This window comes from Mucilaginibacter sp. OAE612 (assembly GCF_041806395.1).
Classification (GTDB): domain Bacteria; phylum Bacteroidota; class Bacteroidia; order Sphingobacteriales; family Sphingobacteriaceae; genus Mucilaginibacter; species Mucilaginibacter rubeus.
Genome location: NZ_JBGMUW010000001.1, coordinates 6084280 through 6109395, shown reverse-complemented (window position 1 = coordinate 6109395; position 25116 = coordinate 6084280). Strand labels below are relative to the sequence as shown.

General features: G+C 44.1%; 19 protein-coding genes and 1 tRNA gene. 12 read left to right on the top strand and 8 right to left on the bottom strand.

Annotation, left to right across the window (positions count from 1 at the left end; all coding sequences use genetic code 11):
• Positions 1-60: 60 nt before the first annotated feature.
• The 5 genes from ABID99_RS25495 to ABID99_RS25475 form a co-directional block, all read right to left on the bottom strand.
• A complete protein-coding gene (locus tag ABID99_RS25495) occupies positions 61-228 on the bottom strand; it encodes a hypothetical protein (RefSeq protein ID WP_167516292.1) in 168 nt (55 codons plus the stop codon).
• Positions 229-609: 381 nt separating this feature from the next.
• A complete protein-coding gene (locus ABID99_RS25490; RefSeq protein WP_158604167.1) occupies positions 610-774 on the bottom strand; it encodes a hypothetical protein in 165 nt (54 codons plus the stop codon).
• A gap of 38 nt (positions 775-812) precedes the next feature.
• Positions 813-941: a hypothetical protein gene (locus ABID99_RS25485; RefSeq protein ID WP_255485329.1), complete on the bottom strand. Its 129-nt coding sequence runs from the start codon at positions 939-941 to the stop codon at positions 813-815.
• Between the two features lie 41 nt (positions 942-982).
• Positions 983-1159 carry a hypothetical protein gene (locus ABID99_RS25480; RefSeq protein ID WP_167516293.1) on the bottom strand — a complete coding sequence of 59 codons (177 nt, stop codon included), beginning with the start codon at positions 1157-1159 and terminating at the stop codon, positions 983-985.
• A 200-nt stretch (positions 1160-1359) separates the two neighbouring features.
• Positions 1360-2571 carry an MFS transporter gene (locus ABID99_RS25475; protein ID WP_217633196.1) on the bottom strand — a complete coding sequence of 404 codons (1212 nt, stop codon included), beginning with the start codon at positions 2569-2571 and terminating at the stop codon, positions 1360-1362.
• A 769-nt stretch (positions 2572-3340) separates the two neighbouring features.
• Between ABID99_RS25475 and ABID99_RS25470 the strand changes: the two genes are divergently transcribed.
• A tRNA-Ala gene (locus ABID99_RS25470) sits at positions 3341-3414 on the top strand.
• A gap of 412 nt (positions 3415-3826) precedes the next feature.
• On the opposite strand, the gene ABID99_RS25465 is transcribed toward ABID99_RS25470, so the two are convergent.
• Positions 3827-4186: a helix-turn-helix domain-containing protein gene (locus tag ABID99_RS25465; RefSeq protein ID WP_090532468.1), complete on the bottom strand. Its 360-nt coding sequence runs from the start codon at positions 4184-4186 to the stop codon at positions 3827-3829.
• A gap of 132 nt (positions 4187-4318) precedes the next feature.
• Here ABID99_RS25465 and ABID99_RS25460 point away from each other — a divergent pair, with 132 nt between their 5' ends.
• The 11 genes from ABID99_RS25460 (at position 4319) to ABID99_RS25410 (ending at position 22598) form a co-directional block, all read left to right on the top strand.
• A complete protein-coding gene (locus tag ABID99_RS25460; protein WP_090532466.1) occupies positions 4319-4693 on the top strand; it encodes a DoxX family protein in 375 nt (124 codons plus the stop codon).
• Positions 4694-4728: 35 nt separating this feature from the next.
• Positions 4729-5442: a DsbA family oxidoreductase gene (locus ABID99_RS25455; RefSeq protein WP_373615505.1), complete on the top strand. Its 714-nt coding sequence runs from the start codon at positions 4729-4731 to the stop codon at positions 5440-5442.
• 7 nt (positions 5443-5449) lie between these two features.
• Positions 5450-6160 carry an SDR family oxidoreductase gene (locus ABID99_RS25450; protein WP_188833678.1) on the top strand — a complete coding sequence of 237 codons (711 nt, stop codon included), beginning with the start codon at positions 5450-5452 and terminating at the stop codon, positions 6158-6160.
• 556 nt (positions 6161-6716) lie between these two features.
• A complete protein-coding gene (locus ABID99_RS25445) occupies positions 6717-10859 on the top strand; it encodes a two-component regulator propeller domain-containing protein (RefSeq protein ID WP_373615504.1) in 4143 nt (1380 codons plus the stop codon).
• Positions 10860-11335: 476 nt separating this feature from the next.
• Complete coding sequence (locus ABID99_RS25440; RefSeq protein ID WP_373615503.1) at positions 11336-14398, top strand: SusC/RagA family TonB-linked outer membrane protein; 3063 nt, start codon at positions 11336-11338, stop codon at positions 14396-14398.
• Positions 14399-14408: 10 nt separating this feature from the next.
• Complete coding sequence (locus ABID99_RS25435) at positions 14409-16328, top strand: RagB/SusD family nutrient uptake outer membrane protein (RefSeq protein WP_373615501.1); 1920 nt, start codon at positions 14409-14411, stop codon at positions 16326-16328.
• 404 nt (positions 16329-16732) lie between these two features.
• The gene (locus ABID99_RS25430; protein WP_373615499.1) at positions 16733-19183 is read left to right on the top strand and encodes a glycoside hydrolase N-terminal domain-containing protein; all 2451 of its coding nucleotides are present in this window, start codon (positions 16733-16735) and stop codon (positions 19181-19183) included.
• 173 nt (positions 19184-19356) lie between these two features.
• Positions 19357-20427, top strand: a complete 1071-nt coding sequence (locus ABID99_RS25425) for a glycoside hydrolase family 43 protein (protein WP_090532450.1) — start codon at positions 19357-19359, stop codon at positions 20425-20427.
• A gap of 63 nt (positions 20428-20490) precedes the next feature.
• Complete coding sequence (locus tag ABID99_RS25420) at positions 20491-20838, top strand: hypothetical protein (protein ID WP_090532449.1); 348 nt, start codon at positions 20491-20493, stop codon at positions 20836-20838.
• Positions 20839-20949: 111 nt separating this feature from the next.
• On the top strand, positions 20950-21519 hold the full coding sequence (locus tag ABID99_RS25415) for a Crp/Fnr family transcriptional regulator (protein ID WP_090532447.1): 570 nt from the start codon (positions 20950-20952) through the stop codon (positions 21517-21519).
• Between the two features lie 65 nt (positions 21520-21584).
• Positions 21585-22598, top strand: coding sequence for an NAD-dependent epimerase/dehydratase family protein (locus ABID99_RS25410; protein ID WP_090532444.1), 1014 nt, complete (start codon positions 21585-21587; stop codon positions 22596-22598).
• 103 nt (positions 22599-22701) lie between these two features.
• On the opposite strand, the gene ABID99_RS25405 is transcribed toward ABID99_RS25410, so the two are convergent.
• Complete coding sequence (locus ABID99_RS25405; protein WP_090532442.1) at positions 22702-22905, bottom strand: hypothetical protein; 204 nt, start codon at positions 22903-22905, stop codon at positions 22702-22704.
• A gap of 88 nt (positions 22906-22993) precedes the next feature.
• Positions 22994-24994 carry a family 43 glycosylhydrolase gene (locus ABID99_RS25400; protein WP_175490070.1) on the bottom strand — a complete coding sequence of 667 codons (2001 nt, stop codon included), beginning with the start codon at positions 24992-24994 and terminating at the stop codon, positions 22994-22996.
• Between the last annotated feature and the right edge of the window lie 122 nt (positions 24995-25116).

Genomic DNA, 25116 nt, shown 5'->3' with positions numbered 1-25116 from the left:
ATTGCTGTACGCACTGACGCTGGGATATGTTATTTCGCCAGGTTGCTTTTAACAACAAGCTCAGGATTCTATTTCCTTATCATTATTTTCTTCTGGTTTTAGTTCGGATTGGATGATATCCTGTTCCAGCTTTTTTTCATCTTTCTGGTTTCGCCTGATGATCCAAACCAGCAAAATAATAACAGCAATAACTACAATTGTTACTATGGGATAATTAACCTGGTCCATAATGTTTGTATTTATGTAGAGTATGTAATTTCACAGATAGCAATACACCATACAGACAATCAGTCTTTAGCTCCTGCTCGTGCAGGATCAATTGACCGTAACCGATTTGTTCATCACCTGGTTAACGGTACCACGCGTAAATAGATGGTGCAATATGGTGTTTAACTGCATAGGTCATTCGCCCGCCGCTTTACCCAAATAACCGTTTCATGCATTTCCTTTAGGTGACCAAAGTGTTAATATATTGTTATTTAATATTATACAAAGATAGCATTAAGCTTGCCCGGCTTTACTAAAAAAAATAGAGCCCTGTTTTTTGCAGGGCTCCACGTTTTCATAGGTGATGTTAGTACTCGATAGGTAGATATATATATATGTTGATCAAGCGGCAGACAGCGTTTGCTGTGCTGCTACCTGCTTGTTGTTGCTCATGAATTGGGTTTTGGCCCTGTAGTTTTTCAGATCTTCCCTCAACAGCTCCAATAATTCGGCATCAAAGCGTGCAAGTAATTTAGTTATTGCGGGGGTTGGTTTATATGCTTTCATAGGTAGATGTAGTGTAGGTGATGTTTTTTATATTTAGTTTAAGCTGCCGGCGTTAAATAGGGCGTTTTAGTTTTGATAGCTTTTAAGTCGCTCATGATGATGTTTTTAAGTGCATTATCAAAGCTTGCTATTAGTTTGGTGGTTGATGTTTGTTTTTGCGTTTTCATGTTGTAGGTTTTGATGTTTTTAATATTTTAATGTCTCCGTTTTAGTCTTTCTTTTTTTCGTTTCCGTTTTCGGTGAGGTTATCATGGCGGCGTTTTGCTTCTTTATATTGCCTTAATATTTGCTCCTCATCGCGTGGGTCTGAAGTTTTTGTCGGTTCCACTGGGTTTTCCCACTCTTTCTCTTCTTCAGGTTTAACCGCTTTGTCTTTTGCTTTCATAACAACTGCGTTTGATAAGTACTGATCTAAATCAATGCCAAACTTTTATCGGAGAGCAAAAAAAGTCATTAAAAAATCAGATTTATTTTACAATACGATGTAAATGACTGTAATACAGGGGTGTTTTTTTAGAAGAAATTTTTACTTTTTTTGATCAATTCAATGCCGACAACTATTCAAAGCAGATAAACAGGCATACGTTACCGAACATCAGTAGCAGTAGCGGACGATTTTTTGTAGTTTAACAAATGCACTATGATCACTATTACTGATAAGGCAGTTCCAATAGCACACACTCCGTTCCACTCATAGTTTTTCCAAACTAAGCTGGCGAAGAACGTGCCTAAAGCCCCGCCTATAAAATAAGACACCATGTACACTGTATTGATACGATTGCGGGCTTCCGGGATCAATGCAAAAATAATAGACTGGTTAGAGATATGAGTAGCCTGCACACCCATATCAAGCAGAATAACCCCGATGATGAGCCCTATTATACTATGGCTCGAAAAATAGAATACAATAAAAGAGATCAGGATGAGCGAAAGTGTATAAATTGATAATTTGTATGCATCCATTTTATCACTCAGGCGGCCCATAAAGCCAACGGCTACCGCACCGAAAGCGCCAACAAGGCCAAACATACCCGCAGCGGCGCTGCCCTCATTAAACTGAGGCTGTTTTAACAGGAATACCAGCGTTGTCCAAAATGCGCTGAAACCGGCAAAACATAAAGCCCCTCTGAATGCTGCCAATCTTAATTTAGGTTGGGTTTTTACTAAATGGATCAATGATTTCATCAATTTACCGTAATTGCCTTTATAATCGGGTTCAATTTCGGGCAAAAACAAAAATATCATAACCCAGATGAGCAACATTAACCCGGCGGCTATATAAAACATGCTTCGCCAGCCGAAATGCTCGCCTATAAAGCCGCTTAATGTGCGTGACAGCAAAATGCCGATTAATAAGCCGCTCATTACAAAGCCAATCTTCTTACCCCGCTCATGTGGCCTGGCTAAGTGGGCCGCCATTGGGATCAGCAATTGCGGAATAATCGATGATACGCCCACCAAAAAACCCGCTATCATAAGTATAGTTACGGAAGGCGCCATGGCGCTGGCTATTAACGATATGATCATGAGCACAAAATCAATTAAAATAAGACGCTTACGCTTAAGCATATCCGCCAATGGCACTATAAATAATAAACCCGTAGCGTAGCCAATTTGCGTAAAAAGCGATATTTGCTGCGCTTTTTTATCGCTTACGCCAAAAGTATTCGCCATATCGGCCAGTAATGGTTGGTTATAATATATGTTGGCTACCACCAAACCTGTAGCTATGGTCATGATCCATAAAGTTAATGGCGTAAGATGCGGGTGTTGTTTTGCGGTATGTGTTGATGACATATTTTAAAAGGCAGTATATTTTTGCTGCAAAAGTGTTAAAGCATCTTTAAAAAAAAGCCTTTGTAAAGTAATTTTTATTATGTAACTGCGTTTAGAACATAAATTGTTTTAGCAGGCAATCGTTCTTTAAAGAGCTAAAAGCAGTATTAAGGCAAAAAAAATGTGGTATTTTGGAGTTTTTTAAAGAAAAATTGGCGATTGTTTTGCTTTAAGCATACAATATGCTTTGAAATTTAATTTTAATATAGGTTTGGATCCTAATTTTACTTTAAAAATCATTTAAAATTAAATTTTTGTAAATTTTATAAATAAAACCGAATCTTTTTTTGATGAAAATGAACGATGTGGCGATTATTATAAAATAATTTGAAAAAATTGGTAATTTAATAATGTTTTATTCTTATTTTTGACAATAAGATACCGGATGGCAATGTAATTGATAAAACTTACAAAACAATTACAAAATATATTTTCCGAATATCAAAACTTAGTGTTACTTTTACACCGTGTTAAAAATAACACAATACATAAAGTAGTCTTCTCATAATTTAGGTTTATAATTGGTTAGTAAAGGCCCCTGCCCATCAGGGGCTTTACTTTTTTATTAAGCTTTCGTTCCGCCGGAAAATTAAGGCAAACCAACAGCATATATATTTAAAGTTTAAATTAAACAAACCGATAGTAATGGCAGCTGAGACAGGATTGGATAAAATAAATAACAATAGAATTTCATTTTAATTCACAAAATTCTATATTTGCAGCCCACCACGGGGGATTAGCTCAGCTGGCTAGAGCGCTTGCATGGCATGCAAGAGGTCATCGGTTCGACTCCGATATTCTCCACCTTGATAATCAGCCACTTACGAAAACAGTAAGTGGCTTTTTTTGTGCTTTATCAGGTTGTTTAGGGGCTTATTCAAGAAATTTTTTTGCAAAAATTACGTCATATTCACCACCAAAACAGGCTAAAATCGCTTAGATAAAGCTTTCTAAAAAGTTCTTCATGAAAAAAGCATGCAAGAGGTTGCTCCGGAACGCTTAAGGTCAATTGTTCAAGGTAATCAATCAATGCGTCTAAATGATAAACCGACAAAGCACTTTCGGTGTTGATCTTTGTAACCATTAATAGAGATGAAGAGGTCTTGCGTATTTTAGGTATTTGCCGCAAAATGGGCTTATGCTCGACGAAGCGGAAAGGATCCTAAGAGTTTCAACTTAGTTGGCGTCAGTATGCATAATAGAATTCCTGTTTAGCTTATTTTTTAAACAGGAATTTACGATGCGTAACTCCCCAGGCCGAAATAGCTTCAATTACTCCGCTTAAAGTCTTACCATGTTCTGTTAACTCATATTCCACCGTTATCGGCTTCGTAGGCATCACGGTCCGGGCTACTATTTGATTTTGCTCCAGTTCCTGTAACTCTTTAGAAAGCATTTTGGCAGCAATACCATCTATTCCACGCAGCAGATCCATAAACCGCACCTTGCCATATAGCAGAAGCCATCCGATAATCTGAATTTTCCATTTCCCCGATAATAAGATCATCGTATCCTTTATCGCAATCAATTGCTCTTTACAATCAGGTATTTCCGGGGCTTGCTTTTTTGTATTCATATTACTGCAAAATTACGATGGTCGATTTATGGTTAGCGGCTTAGTTTCATAGAGGAAACCGGTTTCCAAAGGGTAACAGATAACATTTATAAAGTTACTTCAAAATAATTTTGTGCCGTAAATATTTGAACCATGCAGAAAGAAAAAAGAATTTATTGGATAGTTATCATTATCGCCATGGCGCTGATTGTGCTGCCGTCCTATTTTGCCCCGAAAGCGTATTTAATAGAGTCCATACACAGACTTGGCTTCCCGGCTTACTTTGGTCTGGAATTAGACATCTGTAAGATCGTTGGCGCCATAATTATCCTCATCCCCGCCGTGCCCGTTATGTTCAAAGAATGGGCTTATGTCGCTTTCGGAATATTGCTGCTTTCCGCAAGCCTGGGGCACTGGCTCGCTGATGGCCCCGCAAAAGGTATAGCACCGCTGATCCCGTTTGCCATACTATGTGTATCCTACTACTATTTCAGAAAACTAAACTATCCGGTGACCGCAAAACTGTAAATAGTAATGCCGTTTAAAAAAGAAAGCACAAAAAAATGAAAATAGAGATCTGGAGCGATGTGATATGCCCGTTTTGCTATATCGGCAAAAGGAACTTTGAAGCTGCCCTGGAAAAATTTCCTGACAGGGACAATATGGAGGTGGAATGGAAGAGTTTCCAGCTTGACCCTGTCATGTCGGAAGTGCCTCAGTATCAGGAAAACATGTGCCAGTTTGTGGCTGCAAGGAAAGGGATCAGCTATGAGCGCTCGGTTGCCATGCACGGACAGGTAGGAATAATGGCTAAGAATGCGGGACTGCAATACAATTTCGATAAAATGCTTGTCACTAACTCGCTGAAAGCGCATCGTATTATCCAAATGGCAAAAACAAAGGGACTGGGAGAAAAAGCAGAAGAACGCCTGTTTTATGCCTATTTCACAGAGGGCAAGAATCTTTCTGATGATGCGGTTCTAACAGAACTTGGAATTAGTATAGGCCTGACGGCTACAGAGGTGAAAGAAGCCCTCACCAATCCTGTTTTTCAACATCAGGTGGAAGCAGACGGTGCAGAAGCATCCAGGCTGGGGGCAAAAGGGGTTCCTTTCTTTGTAATAGATCGCAAATATGCCATCGCTGGCGCTCAGCCCGGTACTGAAATTCTTAAAGTACTGCAAACTGCTTACACTGAATGGAAGAAGGACAACCCCGGCCTGATCCATGTTAGACGGGGTGATACCTGTGCGCCCGGTAATGACTGTACAAATTAACTGATCAATGAAAAAACAAAAAAGAATAAAGATGAAAAAAACAATAGCCATTGTCGGTGCGGGTCCGGGTGTAGGATTTGCCGTGGCAGAAAAATTCGGAATTGAAGGCTACAATGTTGCGCTGCTTGCGAGAAATGTGGAAAAACTAAATGCGCTGAAAGACGATCTGTTAAAAAAAGGCATTGAGGCTGCAACTTTCCAGGCCGATATATTAGACCGGGGACAGTTGACACGCGCACTGCAAGAGGTTATCCACCATTACGGAGCAATTGATATATTGGAATTCAGTCCGACCCCCACCTGGGAAAGTATGCGGACTGCCCGGAATATAGATATAGCAAATGAACAATATCATCTCGACTACCAGGTACTCGCTGCAATAACTGCCGTGCAGGTTGTACTCCCACAAATGCTGGAAAGGAAAGACGGTAGCGTCTTGTTTACTACTGCGTCCTCCGCCCAGCATCCAGTAAACAGAACCGCCAGCTTCGGCGTTGCCGCAGGCGCTTTATTAAATTATGCGCGGTTGCTCAACATGGACCTGAAAGAGGACAGCATTTTTGCTGGTATTGTGTCAATTGGTGCTTTGGTTGTAAGTGAGGGTAAACACAAAGGGGATTTTCAGGATGGAATGCCAACGATAACAGCAGCAGAGGTGGCAGAAGCGCATTGGAATCTTTATAACCAACGCAATGTTGCAGAAATCATGTTGCCTTAATTTGGCGGCGGAGTTTGATTATCAGCGTTGAAGCAGATCCATGCAAATGCAATCGAATAAAAGTTTTTCGCGTTCGATTAGATCAAATATATGGATATTTCGGAGGTCTTGGCCATTATGTTCCATGCGCTTGAGGGCACCGTTTTGTGTTGATAGTAAAGACAATCAAAAGTCAGTCAAATTCACAATGAGGGAATAAAAAACTACTCCCAGAGCCCAAAAACCGTGTTTGGGAGTTGTTTTTGAGGCCCTGAATAATCCGATCTCCACATCTTTTCCGCAAAATCCGCCGAGTTTCGCACGAAATCGGCGGATTTTCTTTTTTTACATACGTTTTTAAACAGTCTGGGATGTCCCAAAAATGATGGCGAATAAGACCCGCTGCCGCCTGATAAAAAGACGAAACCTTTGAGAATAAGCCTGGAAATACCCTATAGTCATAAATTAACAATGATATTTGCATCAACTGGGTTATATTTGTCAAAACAACACCAATTAAAATATATTACTGAAGCCTTTATTGGTTGCTGCGAGTGACTATTCATCATATTTTATTATGCTTAAGTTTAAAAGCTGTTATATATTGACATGCCTGCTCTTTTTGTATGTCCCATCTCAAATTTATGGACAGGCTGCTATAAACTTTACATCTATTACGATAAAAGAAGGATTGTCTTCGAATACCGTAAATACCATTATAAAAGACCGGTTTGGATTGATGTGGTTCGGAACCGGAAACGGGCTTAATAAATTCGATGGCAGTAATTTCGTTATTTACAGGCATGGCGCATCTGGTAATAGTATTCCTTCCAACGAAGTCTTGTCAATGTTTGAAGATAAAAGTGGGCGGATATGGGTTGGTACCAGCGGAGGGGGGCTTTCTTATTACAACCGCAAGTTTGATCGGTTCGAACCTTTCAGGGGAGATGGTTCCTGGCGAGAAATTTCAGACATATCAGTCAGGGCTATTTGCCAGGACCACCAGGGCAAATTATGGGTAGGCACCTATGAAGATCTCCGGATAATTGATGCGAAAACCGGCAGAATTACGCCTGTTAAGATTCCGGAACCTGATAAAAAGGACGCGGGCGCGTTTGTCGTCCTCTCTTTGTTCGAAGATAGTCGACAGCGGATGTGGATTGGTACCAATTACGGGTTATACCTGTATGAATGGTCGTCAAATTCCTTCAAAAGGTTTTCGCACAATGAACAGGGCAGGTACACGTTAAGTAATAACACGGTTAAAGCAATCATTGAAGATAGAAAAGGCAGCATTTGGTTTGGTACGTACGACGGGCTGAACAAGTGGACAGACGATGGGCATTTTGAAATTTTTCGTTCTGGCAATCAATCGCCCCTGGGTCTGGACAATAATGCAATTTTCACGATGTGCCTGGCTAAAGACGGAAAGATCTGGATCGGAACAGAGGGTGGGGTCAATTTATTCGATCCTCAACTAGAGGTTTTTCAGCAATTGACCGCAGATCCCAGGAATGCGGGTAGCCTGAAAAGCAATTCCATACGCAGCATATTTATTGACCCTGCAGGTATATATTGGGTTGGAACTTTTACCGAAGGGATCGGAAAATACGACCCTCATCTTGCACTCTTCAATCACAAGAAAAGTGACCCTTTCGATCCTCTCGGTCTAAAATCTCCGCTTGTAACCGCTTTCGCGGAATGTAGCAACGGGGGCATTTTTGTAGGGACCGACGCAGGTATTGGCTTGCTCAACAAAAAGACAGGCCTTTTGCATTCCTATGATATACAAAGTAAGTTGAAACGCCGCGGAAGCTCACTGGCCGTAACATCACTTTATATAGACAGGAAAGGAAACTTGTGGGCGGGAACTTACCATAACGGGCTTTTCCGAATCGACACCGCTACTCATAGATATCTACAATATACAGCTGAGGGCAATGGTCATGGAATTTGTAGCAATGATATTACTTGTATTAACGCCGACGCGAGTGGCAGAATTTGGATAGGTACACTGGGTCGGGGAATAGATATATATGATGAAAATAGCCATTCATTTTCACATCTCACAAGTCAAAACGGGGCCGGCGGCCAGAGCCGGAGTTTACCCGTTAACGGTTTTATTTCTTCTATTATTCCGGGCCGGGACGGGCGCATGTGGATTGCTTCGATGGGAACTGGAATCGTAGTGCTTGATACTGAGCATCAAAAGTGGACGCATTACAATAAAAAAAATTCGGCACTGGCCGACGACGTTGTACTGAACTTATTTATAACTAATGACGGCAGTGTTTGGTCTGGCACCAAACAGGGGATTAGCTACTTCGACGAAAATCAAAAAAAATTCATTTCTTACGGTGAAGATCAGGGCCTGGCTAATTCCTTCGTAAAATCAATTTTGCAAGACGATAAAGGTTTCCTGTGGTTAAGCACAGATCGCGGAATCAGTTCGTTTGATTACAAAAGAAGGGTTTTCCGCAATTTTACTAACGAAAACGGCGTACAGCAAGGAGCTTTTTCTTCAGGCTCAGGAATAAAAACCAGGGACGGCAATCTTTATTTTGGAGGTCAGGACGGCTTTAATTTTTTTAATCCATCGAGATTACCGGTTGTCTCTCGTCCCGGACGGGTAATTCTAAGCAATTTAACCGTTGATAATGCGATAGTAAATCCTGGAAATGAGTCACCGATTCATGAGCATATCAGTACCGCAAAAGAAATCACTTTGAAATACGGCCAAAATTTTTCCATCGGTTATGTGGCACTGGATTATACATCTCCTAAACAGAATTTATATGCTTATCGGCTAAAAGGTTTTGATAAAGCCTGGAATTATGTTCAAAATATTCGGACAGCCAGCTATACCAATATTGATCCCGGGACCTACAGTTTTGAGGTGATGGCCAGTAAAGATGAAAACCACTGGAATAACCCGGTGACGACGATCAGGATAACTATATTGCCGCCGTTCTGGCGAACAGTTTATGCTTATATTGCTTACGTGGTTATTTTAGGATCGGCTTTGTTTTTCATAAGGAGACGTGGTATTCAGAAGATCCGGAGGCAATTCGAGCAGGCCCAGGAGAAACTTCAAGTCAGTCAGCTTATTGAACAGGAAAGGCGGGAAGCTGAACGTTTGCATGAGCTGGACTTGCTGAAAATAAAGTTTTTAACAGATCTAAGCCACGAGTTTCGAACCCCGGTGTCGCTGATCCTGGCCCCGGTCGAAAAACTGCTTGAAAAATCTGTTCCGGGGAATGACATCGAGGATCTGAAAATGATCAATAGAAATGGTCGCAGGTTACTCAACCTGGTCAACCAGTTGCTTGACTTTCGTAAAATGGAAGAGCAAAAGTTGAAGCTCAGCCTTTCGGCGGGAGAGATTATGTCTTTTATCACCGAGTCGTGCGAAGCATTTCAGGATCTTGCTTTAAAAAAACAGGTTACACTGGAAGTTGATGTGCAACAGGAAGAGTTGCAGGCTTACTTTGACCCGGATAAGCTGGAGCGGGTTATTTTCAACTTGTTGTCTAACGCTTTTAAATTCACCCCTGCCGGCGGGGTAGTTTCTGTCAGCGCCCGGGCTGAAAAGAGTTCGTTGTTGAGCACAGGCCTGCTGCTTAAGATTACTGATACCGGAATTGGCATACAGGCCGATGATCTCGAAAAAATATTTGAACGCTTTTATCAATCGCGCCAAAGCAGTGCAATAGTCAACCAGGGTACCGGCATAGGCCTCTCCATAACCAAAGAATTTGTAGAACTTCACGGCGGCACCATTCAGGCGGAAAGTATAGCAGGACAAGGTACAAGCTTTTTAGTAAGGCTTCCGCTCACCGCTGCGGTGGAGGCCGGTACCTGCGAAACACCTCCCGTTTCTGATAGAGAAAACGCTAAAGACAGGCAGGCCAGCAGTGAAAACCCTGAACTAAAGCCAACCGTACTACTGGTAGAGGACAACGACGAATTCCGCTCTTATTTGTCGGATCACCTGAAAAAATACTATCATATTATTGAGGCGGCCCACGGTAAAGAAGGGTGGCAAAAAACACTCGGCGCCCACGTTAACCTGGTTGTCAGTGATATCAACATGCCCCACATGGATGGGATTGAGTTGAGCAAAAAAATTAAAGCCGATAAGCGCACCTGCCATACCCCTGTAATATTATTAACGGCAACAACCGGGGAAGAGCATCAGTTAAAAGGCCTCAAAACAGGTGCTAATGATTATCTTACGAAGCCTTTCAATTTCCAAATCCTGCAAACCAAGATCGATAACCTTCTTGACCTGAACAAAAATCTAAAGGATACATATTCCAGGCAAATACAGATGGTTAGCCCACAGGTTGAAATGGAGTCGGCCGATGTAAAGCTTTTAAATTCGATCATGAAATATATAGAAGACCAATTAAGTGAGCCGGGGCTATCAGTTGAAGAACTGAGCCGGCATGTGGGCATGAGCCGGGGGTCACTTTATTACAAACTTCTGGAAATTACCGGGCAAACCCCGGTGGAGTACATCCGTAACGTCAAACTTGACAAAGCAGCCCAGTTGCTGGAAATCAGTGATTATAATGTAGCTCAGATCGCCTATATCACAGGCTTCGGCACACCCAGTTATTTTTCGCGGATCTTTAAAACACGCTTCGGCATGTTACCGTCGGAGTACATGATCATCAAAAGGAATATGTCTAAAAACAAGGCCACTCCTGCAATTTAAGGCGTCCTATAGCCTCCGCAGCCATCTTTTTACACAATGGTACATGTATCGGAAGCAGCATTCCGGATATTCGGAGGTTCGCGCGCTCAAGGCAAAGTAATTCGGCAACACTGCAGAAACCACCCAGAATGGCATCATTGAACAAATGTATCACGAATTTTGCGATTTGTCCTACCCTAATCCCTTTAAAGCGATGATCTTCGGCATAGCTATGAGGGCATTCCTGCCGCCATATACAATTTATAAACTAAAAAAAACATTCTGATTTATTTGATATCGTCCGGATTAAGATCCGCATTATGTCACCATCAATTTCGCAATCGATTGCGAAGCTGGTCATAATAAAGTTATCGTTGTGATTTAACAAACTATAAAATGAAAAACCTGATTAGGGGCCCGGACGGGAAGCATATTAAACTCAAACCTGGGCGAATTGTTCCATGGCACAAAAACTTCAATTTTTTTAAACCTGAATTATGAAAAAATCATTACAAACTATTCAAAAGAAACCTTTCTTGCTGCTGCTGGCGGTTTTGCTTTCCAGCCTTACAGCATTTGGGCAAGGCAGGAAAATAAACGGTACCGTAGTCGATGAGAAGGGTCTGCCTTTACCGGGCGCTACCGTAAGGGCAAAAACAGCTAAAGCAACGTCAGTAACCGATGTTGCCGGCAATTTCACCATAACTGTCCCTCCAACCGAGAAGGCGCTTATTGTGACTTTTATTGGTTATGCCGACCAGGAAATCCAGATTAACGGGCAAACCCATTTATCCATTCGTCTTAGCCAAAGCAGTAACAGCCTTAACGATGTGATCGTTATCGGCTATGGTAGCCAAAGGCGGGAAGCTGTAACGGGTTCAGTCGCGTCGATCAGCGGCGAACGGATCCGTGATATTCCCGCGCCTAATATCAGCCAGGCCATACAAGGCAGGTTACCCGGCGTAGAGGTCTCTCAAACTTCTACAAAACCAGGTGCAACGATGCAGATCCTGATCAGGGGCCAACGGTCGCTTACTGCAAGCAATGATCCTTTGATCGTACTTGACGGCATCCCTTTTACCGGCTCTCTTGGAGATATTAACCCTAACGACGTTAAAAGTATCGATATTCTCAAGGATGCTTCCGCCACAGCTATTTACGGCTCGAGGGGAGCAAATGGCGTTGTACTTATTACCACGAACAGGGGCCAGGTGGGAGGAGCCGCGAAAATTACCTATAATACCTATTATGGGGAGCAAAAACTTTTCGCCAGGTACCCGATGATGACCGGTCCCGAATTTTTAAAACTACGTAAAGCGGCAGGCCTGTACACCAACGCCGTAGACGAAGCGGACGATGTTAATACCGACTGGCAGAAGCTTTTTTACAGAAGCGGTATGGTTTTCAGCAATGACGTAGGTGTTTCCGGAGGCAGCCAAACGGGTACGTATAATTTCGGCGGCGGCTATTATAAAAATCAGGGCCTTATTCCTACGCAGCAATATACCCGCTACTCCATGAGAGGATCAGTGGACCAGAATGTAGGCAAATACGTTAAAGTTGGCTTTACCACTAACAATAACTATAATCTTACTGAAGGCAGCCAGGTTGGCGTTGGCAGTGTTTTGGGACTTTCGCCCCTTGCCAATCCCTATAATGCGGACGGAAGCCTGAAAAGAACCGTTAAAACGCCACTGTCTGAAAGTTTTGTGTTGACCAAAGGCATCATCAATAACCTCCACGATCAATGGCTCAACGAAACAAGAAATTACGCCACATACAACTCCGTTTATGGAGAAGTAAAAATTCCGTGGGTGGAAGGCCTGAAATACAGGGTAAACCTTGGTCTCGATTATGTGCAAAGCAACAACGGCAATTATACCGGAGTTGGGATTGGTAGTGCCACGCCTACAACGCCGTCAACAGCGGGCGTAAGCAACTCAGCCCAATATCACTGGGCGGTTGAAAATTTGCTGACCTACGACCATACTTTCGCCCAAAAGCATAACATAAATGTCGTAGCCCTGTATTCTACCGAGCAAACCAGGTATAATTCTTCCAGCATGTCGGCCAAAGATATTCCAGCTGATGCTTTCCAGTTTTATAACCTGGGTGCAGCAACCGGCGAAATCACAATCGGCAACGGCAACTACAGCCAGAGCGGCCTGATGTCCTACATGGGTCGTGTGATGTATTCATACGATGACCGCTTCCTGCTGTCTGCCACCGTGCGTTCGGATGCCTCTTCCCGTTTAGCTCCAGGTCATAAATGGCACACTTATCCCGCGGTTTCAGCGGGCTGGAATATCATGAACGAGTCTTTCATGAAAGGCATTTCGGTCATAGATAATCTGAAACTGCGCGCGGGCTTTGGGCAAACCTCAAACCAGGCAGTAAACGCTTATCAGACATTAGGTACTTTGGGTACGCGTCAGTATAATTTCGGCGACACAAACTATGCTACGGGCTATTATGTAACCCAGCTTCCAAGTCCAACTTTAGGTTGGGAATACTCCAAGACATGGAACTATGGAATAGACTTTTCTTTGTTTAAACATCGCTTATCAGGTACTGTTGAATATTATGTTACAAATACAAACGACATCTTACTGGGCGTAGGACTGCCGCCTACCGCAGGGGTTGGAAGCTATACTGCAAACGTTGGGCGGACTCAGAACAAGGGGCTTGAGTTAAGTTTGAATGGTACGCTCATCAATAAAAACGGGTTTACCTGGGATTTGGGTATTAATATCTATGGAAACAGGAATAAACTTGTGGCGCTCGCTTCAGGTCAGACACGTGATGAGGGCAACGCATGGTTCGTAGGCCATAATATAAACGCCATATACGATTACAAGAAAATAGGATTGTGGCAGTCTGGCGACCCTTACCTGAGCACCCTTGAACCGGGCGGAAATGTGGGCATGATCAAAGTGTTGTATACCGGAACTTATGACGCCAACGGTCAGCCAACAAGGGCCATCGGGGCTGCCGATCGTCAGATCATCGATGTTGATCCTAAATTCGAAGGCGGCTTTAATACGCGTGTGGCATATAAAGGCTTTGATTTTAGTGTTGTAGGTGCCTTTAAGAAAGGGGGCACGCTCATCAGTAGCCTGTACGGCTCAGGTGGCTATCTGAACCTGATGACAGGCCGCAGTAATAACGTTCAGGAAGATTACTGGACGCCTGATAACACAGGAGCAAAATATCCGAAACCAGGCGGTATCCTGAGTGGCGATAATCCGAAATATGGCAGTACGCTCGGTTACTTTGATGCATCCTATCTCAAAATCCGGACAATGACGCTTGGTTATGATTTCAGCAAGCTGCTCTCAAAGCACGCGAACATGCGCCTGCGCACTTATTTCACGGTGCAAAATCCATTTGTATTTTTCTCGCCTTATCACAAAGAGTCAGGGATGGATCCTGAACCAAACTCTTATGGTAATGAAAACGCGGCGGTGCCCCTGTCAAACAGTTTAAGACGATTCCTGACAGTAGGCAGCAACGCCCCTTCGACCACGAATTATGTACTTGGATTGAATTTGACATTTTAACATTATCAACATGAAAACTTTAAAGATAAAAAGCGTCATAAAATCCACGCTTTTGCTAACGGTCTTATCTACGGGATGTAAAAAAGTGCTTGATGAACAACCGCGTTCCTCCTTCACCCCGGAATATTTTAAAACGGTACAGGGTGTAAATGGTGGATTAACAGCCATGTACGCGCACCTGCGTAATATTTACGGGCAGGCTTATTACTATAATTCGGGTGTTACCGGTACCGATGAAGCTACATGGGGCCAGAGCGCCGACGGAAACTTCAAAGATCTGGATTGCTCAGGCGTCGGTATCATATCTTCAACCAGTTATCCTACCAGTATCATATGGGGCGAGTCTTTTACAGACATCAACACTGCCAGCGGTGTAATCGAAAACGCAAGCGCCGTGGGGATTTCCAGCGCTCTGATTGCTGAGGCCCGCTTCTTCAGGGCATTTGATTATTTTTTGCTGGTGCAATCCTACGGCGGCGTACCGCTTGATCTGGGGTCGGGAGCGTTGAAATTTAATATCACGCCTTCAAGGACGTCGGTGCGTAATACGGTACCCGAAGTTTATACAAAGGCGATTTTCCCGGATTTACTGCAGGCGATCAATGATCTGCCGGAAATCGGCCGGGTAACCGGCGGACTGACCAAAACGGCAGCTCGCCTTTTCCTGTCTAAAGCATATTTAACTTATGCATGGTGGTTGCAAAATCCAAACGGTATTCCTACCTACCCTGCAAGTAGCCGGACAGATCCCAATGGACACGATGCTGCGTGGTATTTTCAAAACGCCTACGATATCGCCACCACCGCAATTGATAATCCGGGCTCGTTCAAATTACAGCCAACATTTTACGATGTGAATGTTGGCACAAACGACCGTAACAGCGAAATGGTGCTTTATGCAGACCATACCCAAAGCAGTGAAAAATATAACGGTTCGAGTTTGACCTACGGAAGCGGCGGCGCTCCGGATAACTTTGCCGGCTGGATGATGACCTGGAACTATCCCAACATAATCAGTGGCGGGGTGAACTCCGTTCTGCGTGAGGCAGATCAACATTTAGGTCGGCCCTGGGTTCGCATGGCCCCTACTGTTGAAGTACTGAAAAACACTTTCGCTGATAAAGTAAACGATTCACGATATGACGGAACTTTCACAACCGTATATCGCGGAAACTGGCAAAAGGGCGGAAACACGGCCCAGACCTTAGCTAACGCCAACGGCTTGCCCGTTGCACAGGGGGGCGCGATACTCTCGTTCCTGGATAATGACGATCCGAACGTGGTGTATGCCAAAGGAAACGGGAATGTTGGTGCCGGGCTGCTGCCAGGTAGATCAGATTGGGTGGTCAACCCTGGCGATATAAGCCGGATAATTTATCCGGGACTCTGGAAACTGGGGCCTTATCGTACAGATAACGGCACAGGTTTGGGACAGCCAAATGCCGGTAGTACGCGTCCTTATCCAATAGCAAAATTCTCGGAGCTATACCTGATCGCAGCGGAGGCGGCAGTTAAAGGCGCCACTGTTAAACCAGGAAAATCAGCACGTGAACTCGTTAACGTGCTGCGGGCACGCGCAGGAAAGTGGCGTTTCAATAATAATGGTAATGTAGTAAAGATTGAAGACGATAGCCAGGCTATGATGGCGGCTACTCCCGCAATCATCGACATGAACTATGTATTAGCGGAGCGTTCCCGGGAATTTTATGCAGAAGGCGGCCGCTGGTTCGATCTGGTACGGACACAAAAGTGGGGGGAACTTGCTGCTTCCTTTACAATTGCAGGAACCACCTTTGGAGACCATACGCCGGTTAAAGTTACACGTTCCATCGACTCGCATCTCTATCTTCGCCCTATTCCGCAGGGGCAAATAGATGCATTAGTTATGAGCGCTGCTGATAAGGCTGCCTACCAGAATCCGGGCTACTAAGCTGGAGAAATAATGATTTTTTAACGAGGCTGTTCAATGTGAACAGCCTCTTAATTTCTTCCGGTCGGTGATGCTTAGCGTACAGCATTTGCATAATTATACGATGATCTTTCTCGTGTTTGAGGGGCAATTTATACGGCTTAATGCAGCTTTCCGGTTTAACATTTGCGCAATTGTATTGCGCAGGCCTATTCGGCGAACCCTGTTTTCTTTAAAACGGAGCTTGTTCGAAAATCAATCGGGATAATTAATCCGGGGATAAAATATTGTTCATAAGGCTAATAGTCAATATATTGTAAGAAAAAAGCAGCCATACTTAAAAAGTGACTTGCGCTATAACCCAATAAACTGACTTGCAAACCGGCACGGGCTTGTATACCCCTGTCATAACTAAACTGATAAAATTGAAAAAGACATTTTTAGCAATAATTGCAGGCCTTTTTTGTGCCGTCGCCTGGGGACAAAATAATCAATCCGCTCTTCGGGATCTGCGTTATAGGCTATGGTACACCAGGCCCGCCACCAACTGGAATGAGGCCCTGCCGATAGGGAATGGTTTTATAGGTGGAATGGTCTTTGGCGGCGTACAGCAGGAACGCATCCAGCTCAACGAATCTACCATCTGGGGAGGCGCCCCCAACAACAACATTGATTCGGCCGCTAAGCCTCATATTGAAGAAGTACGCGTGCTTTTGGCGCAAAAAAAATACCTGGAGGCGCAGGCGGCTGCCAATAAATATCTCGGCCCGAAGGGCAACAGCGGCATGCCCTATCAGCTCGCTGGCAATTTGTATATCAATTTTCCCGGCCAGACGGACGTTAGCAATTATTACCGCAACCTGGATATTGAACATGCCACAGCCACAGTACGTTACAGCTCGGGAGGCGTTCAGTATAAGCGGGAATACTTTACCTCTTTCAAAGAACATGTGTTACTGGTACGGCTGAGTGCTGATAAACCGGGAATGATCAATTGCAAGGTAAGGCTCCAGAGCCCGCTTGTACAAGAGATTAGCGCAGCTAACCAGGAAATCGTTCTTTCAGGTAAAAGCAGCGATCACGAAAATCAAAAAGGCCAGGTCAGGTTTAACATGATCGCCCGTGTAAAAAATCATGGGGGCACGATACAAACGGATACTTCCGGGATGACCATCGCCCATGCGGACACGGCGACTATTTATCTCTCCATCGGCACTAATTTCATCAACTATCACAACCTGTCAGGAAACGCGCCTGGGCGGGCCCGCAACGATATGCAGGCTGCCTGTACCAAATCGTTTAATACCCTGCGCCAATCTAATATCAGGTTTTATCAGTCGTACTTTAACCGGATAAAACTGGACCTGGGCATGACAAACGCGATCAAGCTGCCCACAGATGTGCGGATACAAAACTTTGCAGGTAACAACGACGCCCAACTGGCCGAACTGTATTTTCAATTCGGGCGTTACCTACTGATCTGTTCGTCACAACCGGGATCACAACCGGCCAACCTTCAGGGCATATGGAACGGGGAACTGAAAGGTCCGTGGGATAGTAAGTATACCGTCAATATCAATACTGAAATGAACTATTGGCCGGCGGAGGCCACCCAACTATCTGAGCTGGGCACGCCTTTATTTAACCTCATCAAAGATGTTTCCGTAACCGGTAAGGCGACAGCCAGGCAGATGTATGGGGCCAGGGGCTGGATGCTTCATCATAATACAGACATCTGGCGGATTACCGGTATAGTGGATGGCGCATTCTGGGGCTTATGGCCAACCGCAAATGCCTGGCTGTGCCAGCATCTGTGGGAGCATTATCTTTTCACGGGAGATAAAAAATTTCTGAAGCAATATTACCCGGTAATGAGAGGTGCCGCTACCTATTTCGTTGATGTGCTGCAAAAAGAACCGGATCATGGCTGGCTCGTCGTAAGCCCGTCTGTTTCGCCCGAGCACGAATACATAACCGGGAGCCATGAGGTGTCGGTTGCTGCCGGGACCACGATGGATAACCAATTGGTATATGGCTTATTTACAGATGTTATATATGCTGCGGCAGACCTGAATACAGACAAAATATTTGCCGATTCGCTGAAAGCGCTGCGCGAAAAATTGCCGCCAATGCAGGTGGGCCGGTACGGGCAATTGCAGGAGTGGCTGGACGACCTTGACCGGCCAACTGACAATCACCGCCACGTATCGCACCTTTACGGACTTTTCCCGGGGAACCAGATCTCTCCTTTTATACATCCGGAATTATTCGCCGCGGCCAAAAATTCATTGGTATACCGTGGTGACGTATCTACCGGCTGGTCAATGGCCTGGAAGATTAATTTGTGGGCCCGGTTATTAGACGGCAATCACGCTTACAAGCTAATCAAAGACCAGATAAAACCAGTCATGACCGGATCCGGAGGCACATATCCCAATTTATTTGACGCACATCCCCCCTTTCAGATTGACGGCAATTTTGGCTGTACTTCGGGGATCACCGAAATGTTGATGCAAAGCCATGATGCTGCAATCTATCTGCTGCCTGCTATGCCCGACGACTGGGATAAAGGCAGCGTAAACGGACTGATGGCCCGTGGCGGATTCAAGATAGACCTGGCATGGTCAGGCCGTCACCTAACAAAACTCGTTATACATTCGGCCCTTGGCGGGAATTGCCGGCTGCGTGTTAACGAACTGCTGAACAACCGGATGTTAAAAAAAGCAAACGGGGTTAACAGCAATCGATTCTATCGTATCACCGACATCGCGCAACCCATCATCAAAAAAAACGATAAAGATCTAAACGTAAAACTCCCGAAAAGTTATTTATATGATCTTCCAACCCTGGCAGGTAAAACATACCGCATTATTTGAGTAATTAATAAGATGAGTTGTAGTAGCAATTTCCCGCTATAAACATATAAAAGGGAATTGGCCGGCGATATGATGAAAAAATGCCGGACAACCCGGGCTATCCAGCCCCGTCAAATTAAACATCGAGGTATAAATGCCCTGCCTGCTGCCTTTGGAAAACAATATTAACAAAGATGAAACAAACCCAATTTAAACTTATCTGCACACTCATGGCGGCGGTTTTCACCGTAAATCAGGCCGCCGCCCAAACAAAACAAAAACAAACCTTTTTATCTCCTCCCCTCATCAGGTCGATTTATACCGCAGATCCCTCCGCACATGTTTTCAATGGTAAAATTTATATTTACCCTTCTCATGACATTGACACAGCCGTAACCGACAACGGCGGCGGCGATCACTTCGCGATGAGGGATTATCATATCCTTTCGCTCGATCATATCAACGGGCCGGTAACCGATCACGGGGTAGCCCTCGATATAAAAAATATCCCCTGGGCAGGAAGGCAGCTATGGGCGCCGGATTGTGCTTACAAAAATGGCGTGTATTACCTTTACTTTCCGGTGAAGGATAAACAAGATGTTTTCCATATTGGCGTTGCTACTTCCAAAGATCCCGCCGGGCCTTTTAAAGCCGAACCACAGCCAATTGAAGGCAGTTTTAGTATCGATCCGGCGGTATATACAGATTCGGATGGCCAAAGTTATATGTATTTTGGCGGTATCTGGGGAGGTCAGTTACAGCAATGGGCCACGGGCCAATACCAGCCCAACGGTTCTAAAACCGACCTTCAGAACGACGATGCCCCGGCGCTCAGTTGTAAAGTGGTCAGGCTAAGTTCGGATATGAAGCATTTTGAGGGGCCGGTGAAGGATGTTATTATCCTGGACGAGAGCGGGCGCCCGCTGCTGGGAAAAGACCATAACAGGCGTTTTTTTGAAGGGCCCTGGATGCATAAATTTGAAGGTAAATACTATTTCACCTACTCTACAGGCGACACGCATTACCTGGCGTACGCTACAAGTGATAAGCCATTCGGCCCCTTCCGCTATAAAGGAATATTTTTGAAACCGGTGCAGGGCTGGACCACGCACCATTCTATTGTGGAGTTTAAAGGAAAATGGTACCTGTTTTACCACGACACGGAAATCTCCGGCAAAACGCACCTGAGAAATGTTAAGGTAACGCCGCTTTACCATCGTTCAGATGGCAGTATTGCCCTGATTGACCCGTTTAAATCAAAATAAATTTAGAATAAGCCATATGATGAAGCGTAAAGGAGGATCAATTTGCTTAACATTTCGGAATGGATGCAAAAATTAAAGAAAGGCGACACTGCTTTTTTCAAACCACCCAAAGGCAAATTACTGGCAGACAACAGTGCCAAAAATTTCGAGCTCATTAATGATATTACTTCATTGTCGCATTTATACGAAATCAACTGCAATCTTGCAGTCAGCAAATCCATTTTCGGCTTTATTTATGCCGGACAGGATGGCAATTTTTTCCCGGACATAGATGGCAATTTTGTATTCACTCATCATATAATTATAACTGTAGTGACAAATACCATCGTCAGTAAAATCATTACCCATCTACCCAAAAATCTAAATGATGCCATTGCTTCGGGCATTCCGAATCTGCATCGCTTTGTATAACCATTTAAAGCACGATAAAACGATGCCATTTCAAAACTTACAGACAAAACCATCCTGGAAAACGGAAAGGCAAAAGCCGATAACGGTTAATAAAATTTCTAAATTTACAAAATGCATGAAAAGTTATTTGCACTCCTATCCCAAACAATCACGCCGGAAGATAGGGCCTTGTGCAAAGACTTTTTTGAGTATGTACTTTTCCCCAAAAACCACATCTGTGAAAAAGAGGGAAGCATTCCGAAGTATCTTTATTTCGTGGTTTCTGGCTATGTACGACTATTTTATTACAACGAGAACGGAGATGAGGTAACCACACATATCAATTGTCCGCCAGGATTTATTACTTCCTACTTCCACTTTGTCAACCAAACAAAATCCAACGAAAATCTGGAATGTGTAACGGAATGTGAATTATTGAGAATTACGAAAACGAATCTGGATCAACTAACACAGCAAAGCACAGTCTTCAGGGATTTCAGCATCTCGGTTTTCCAGCAATCACTTGCCTATAACGAAAACCGCTCAACAGAACTGGCAACACTAAGTGCCGAAGAACGCTATCGCAAATTAATGAAAAACTATCCGCAGATCTTACAAAACGTACCGCTGCAACACATCGCATCTTTTTTAGGAATGAACCCTAAAAGCCTAAGCAGAATACGAAAGGAAATCATTAAGTAACATTTGTGAAGTGCCTTTAAAAAGCCAATCTTGAATTTTGTACCATCATTTAAACATCAAAAACTATGGCACAGAAAAATTTGGCATTGGTTACAGGTGCAAACGGACATCTGGGCAATAACCTTGTGAGATTGCTTATCGAAAAAGGCATTCCTGTCCGGGCTTCGGTTCGCAACATTAAAAACCAGGAATCTTTTGCAGGACTCAATTGCGAAGTGGTTCAGGCTGACATCACCGACAAACAATCCCTGGCTAACGCCTTGCAGGATGTAGATGTTTTTTATGCCGTAGGTGCATCGTTCAAACTTTGGGCAAATAACCCGAAAAAAGAAATTTATGACGTCAATCTTTCCGGGGCGAAAAACATGATTGAAGCCGCCGCAGAAGCCGGTGTAAAACGGATTGTATATGTAAGTTCCATAGCGGCGTTAGATTATTCCAGACTTCCTACAAAGGAGAGCTATGGCTACAATCCCGACCGCAGGGATATGTATTACAACTCGAAAAATGACGGTGAAAAACTGGCGTTCGAGTTGGCTAAGAAACGTAACATTGAGCTGGTTGCCGTACTGCCTTCCGCAATGATTGGCAGTGAAGCATTTGCACCATTGAACGTTTCCTATAACATCATCCACCTGATTTTGAAAAAACAAATTCCTGTTGAAACCAACATTACGCTCAATTGGATTGATGTAAAAGACGTTGCCGAAGGTTGTTATCTGGCTGCAACAAAAGGCAGGGATGGTGAGCGGTACATTCTGGCAAACGAAAAATGTATGTCGATAAAAGAAACTACCAAAATCGCCCAGGAACTCTTCCCTGAACTGAATATAAAACTGCCAGCCGCCGTTCCAAAACCCATACTTTTGACCATTGCCTGGCTGATGGAAACCGGAAGCAGAATCACGGGAAAAGCACCATTGCTCACTACCAAAGACATTAAAATGTTTTCAGGACTTCAACAAAATTTTGATATTTCAAAGTCCAGAACAGAATTGGGATTTATTCCAAGAAACCCGGTGCAGGTAGTGAAAGAAGCAATGGTCTATTTGATTAAAAATCGGAACAAAATATATTAGTTGAGATAGTCGGATATATAACATAAATGATTTTTAACCTCCTTGTTTTCCGGATCTGAAATAATTACGGTTACGCTCTGATAGTCCAAGTAGAAAATCCTCATTAGAGATGCTTTAATCGCATTTGTATTTGAGGATTTTCAGTTGGCTTTAAAAATAACGTAGCATCGCTGAAAAACTTATACCTTCCGGTGCTCTCATCTTCTTTGGCTTCCTTTCCTGTTAAGCCTGGGCGGTTTGAAATTCTGTTTACTCCTTTGTTTGCAATTGCTTGTACTGCTGTACCATTTTTTTCTGCGGTTTTCATTTTTAAATGATAAAAAAGGTAAGGATAGCAATCGGGAAGCAAGGAGAGCGCCTGCCTTTATAACCAGTTAGTTTCGGGCAGGGGCAGCTTATTTAAACAATAATGATCTTATCGCCAAAGCATTCTTAGATCCCTTTATCTTAACATATAGATCATGCTGACCGGCAATGGCGGGTATCTTTGCAGATATGGCCGACCATTTATTCAATGAGCCCGTACTTTTAACTGGTATAACGGCGATTCTCCTGCCGTCTTTGTTTAGGTCATCGATCCATATTTCAACGCTGCCGTTATTAAGCGCCGCGGCGGTCAAAGAAATACTGGTTGCTTTGTTTGCCCCTCTCCCCATATCCACTCCGCCCAACATCACCCAACCTCCGGCATCATTGTTTAAGATAACGCCATCAACCTGAGATAACGTAACGCCCCAATAATTATTGGCGCCTGCTAAGGGCTGCTCCGAATAACCGTCTTTATAAACGAAAAGATCGAAATCCGCTTCCCTGCCTTCAGCAAAAAGGCCCAGGCTGGTACCTACCCACGAATTAAAATTAGGCTGGGCTTTGTCCAGTTCACTTGCATTGATGACCGTACCGATTTGATGCCATTGCAGACCATCAGAACTGTAGTAACCGGTTAGCTCATGCGCTTTTCGCTCCAGTTTCAGCCATACGCTTTCCCCAATTTTGTTTTCTGTGCTGAACGACTGGCCGCCCATCGCGAAATTGAATATTTTTCTGCCTTCTTCAAACCCAGTACAAAGACGCACGTTTACCGATTCATTGCCGGAAGCAAGGTAAATCCCCGCCTCTTGCCCCGATGCCAGTGCATTCAGCCTTACCCGCGTAACGAGCGAATAATAATGTCCCGCCTCTTTTTGCAGAATGTGGGTCCTGCCAATTTTCGGCTTAAGCCTAAGCCAGCCTTTATTGTCAGTGACTGAATACTGTTGCGCAGCGTTCTTGTTGAAAAAATGCCAATACAACGACAAATTTGAACTTGAAAATTCATCCGACCTCGGTAAGCGCCAGGCCAGGCCGTTATTTGTAAGATTTGGACGTGCAAGGGGCATATCTGAGGGATAAGGAACAAACGGACGGCCGTCGGCTGTCCACTGAACCTGCAAAATCAGGTCCTGCCTTCCCTGGCCGCTCCAGTCATCCCCTTTGGGTGCATCGTAACTTTGAGCGATACACCACCAGGTACCGTCACTTAACCGAAATGGAGACGACATATGATTGACTGATCTGAACCTGTTATCCGGATCTTTTGAAAACGCGAATATTTTTCCAAGGTTCTCCCATTTCGCTGAATCCGCAGTAAGTGATCTTGAACGAAGTACATATTGCCCGCCTGTAACATCACCAGCCATGAAGTAATAATACCAGCCCTCCCTCTTACACATCACAGGGCCCTCAGCCCAGCTATATTTCTTGTCATGATTGATCCAGTCCAGGTTAATCAATTTGCCTGTCAGGTGGCCGGAACGATCGATCTGCTGTATGCGGTTAGCTGTCTGACTGGCTTTAATGATCATGTAAGGTGTGCCGTCGTCATCTACGAAAATAGAATTATCGTAGCCGATAGGGCCTGTATCCGGGGTTGTTTTAACTTTTTCAGGCGCAGACCATGGCCCCGACGGTTTCGCGGCGCTTGACATGTATTGCCCGCCTCCTGCGCTGTTTGAAAAATAAATACGATAAACGCCATAAAAATAGGTTATTGCGCCTTGCCAAATGCCGGCACCCGGCGCCCCGGACTTTAACTCATCCCAATCCGCGGGCACAACCCTTGAAATGAGCTCCCAATGCAACAGGTCTTTGGAATGGAGAATCGGTAAGTTAGGGACGAAATGAAAACTGGAGCCGCACATGTAAAAGTCATCGCCAACCTTTAAGAGTGTCGGATCCGGATGATCCCCGGCGAGCACCGGATTGACATAAGTTCTAACCAGGGTTGCTGCATCCTGGGGGTAAGGGGCCGGCTTGATATCTTCTACCTTGTTGAACTGGGCCATAGCGCCATGATACCAGAAGAAAGAACAAACAACTATTAAACTACAACGGGAAATAATGGATTTGAAAGTCATCAGTGTACAAATGAATATAAGACCTAAAAATATGATTACAGCATTCGCCCGGATGTCCTGTATGTAACTAATCGTACAACGAATGTGCAAAATCGCCATATTGATAACGCTCATTGCAGATA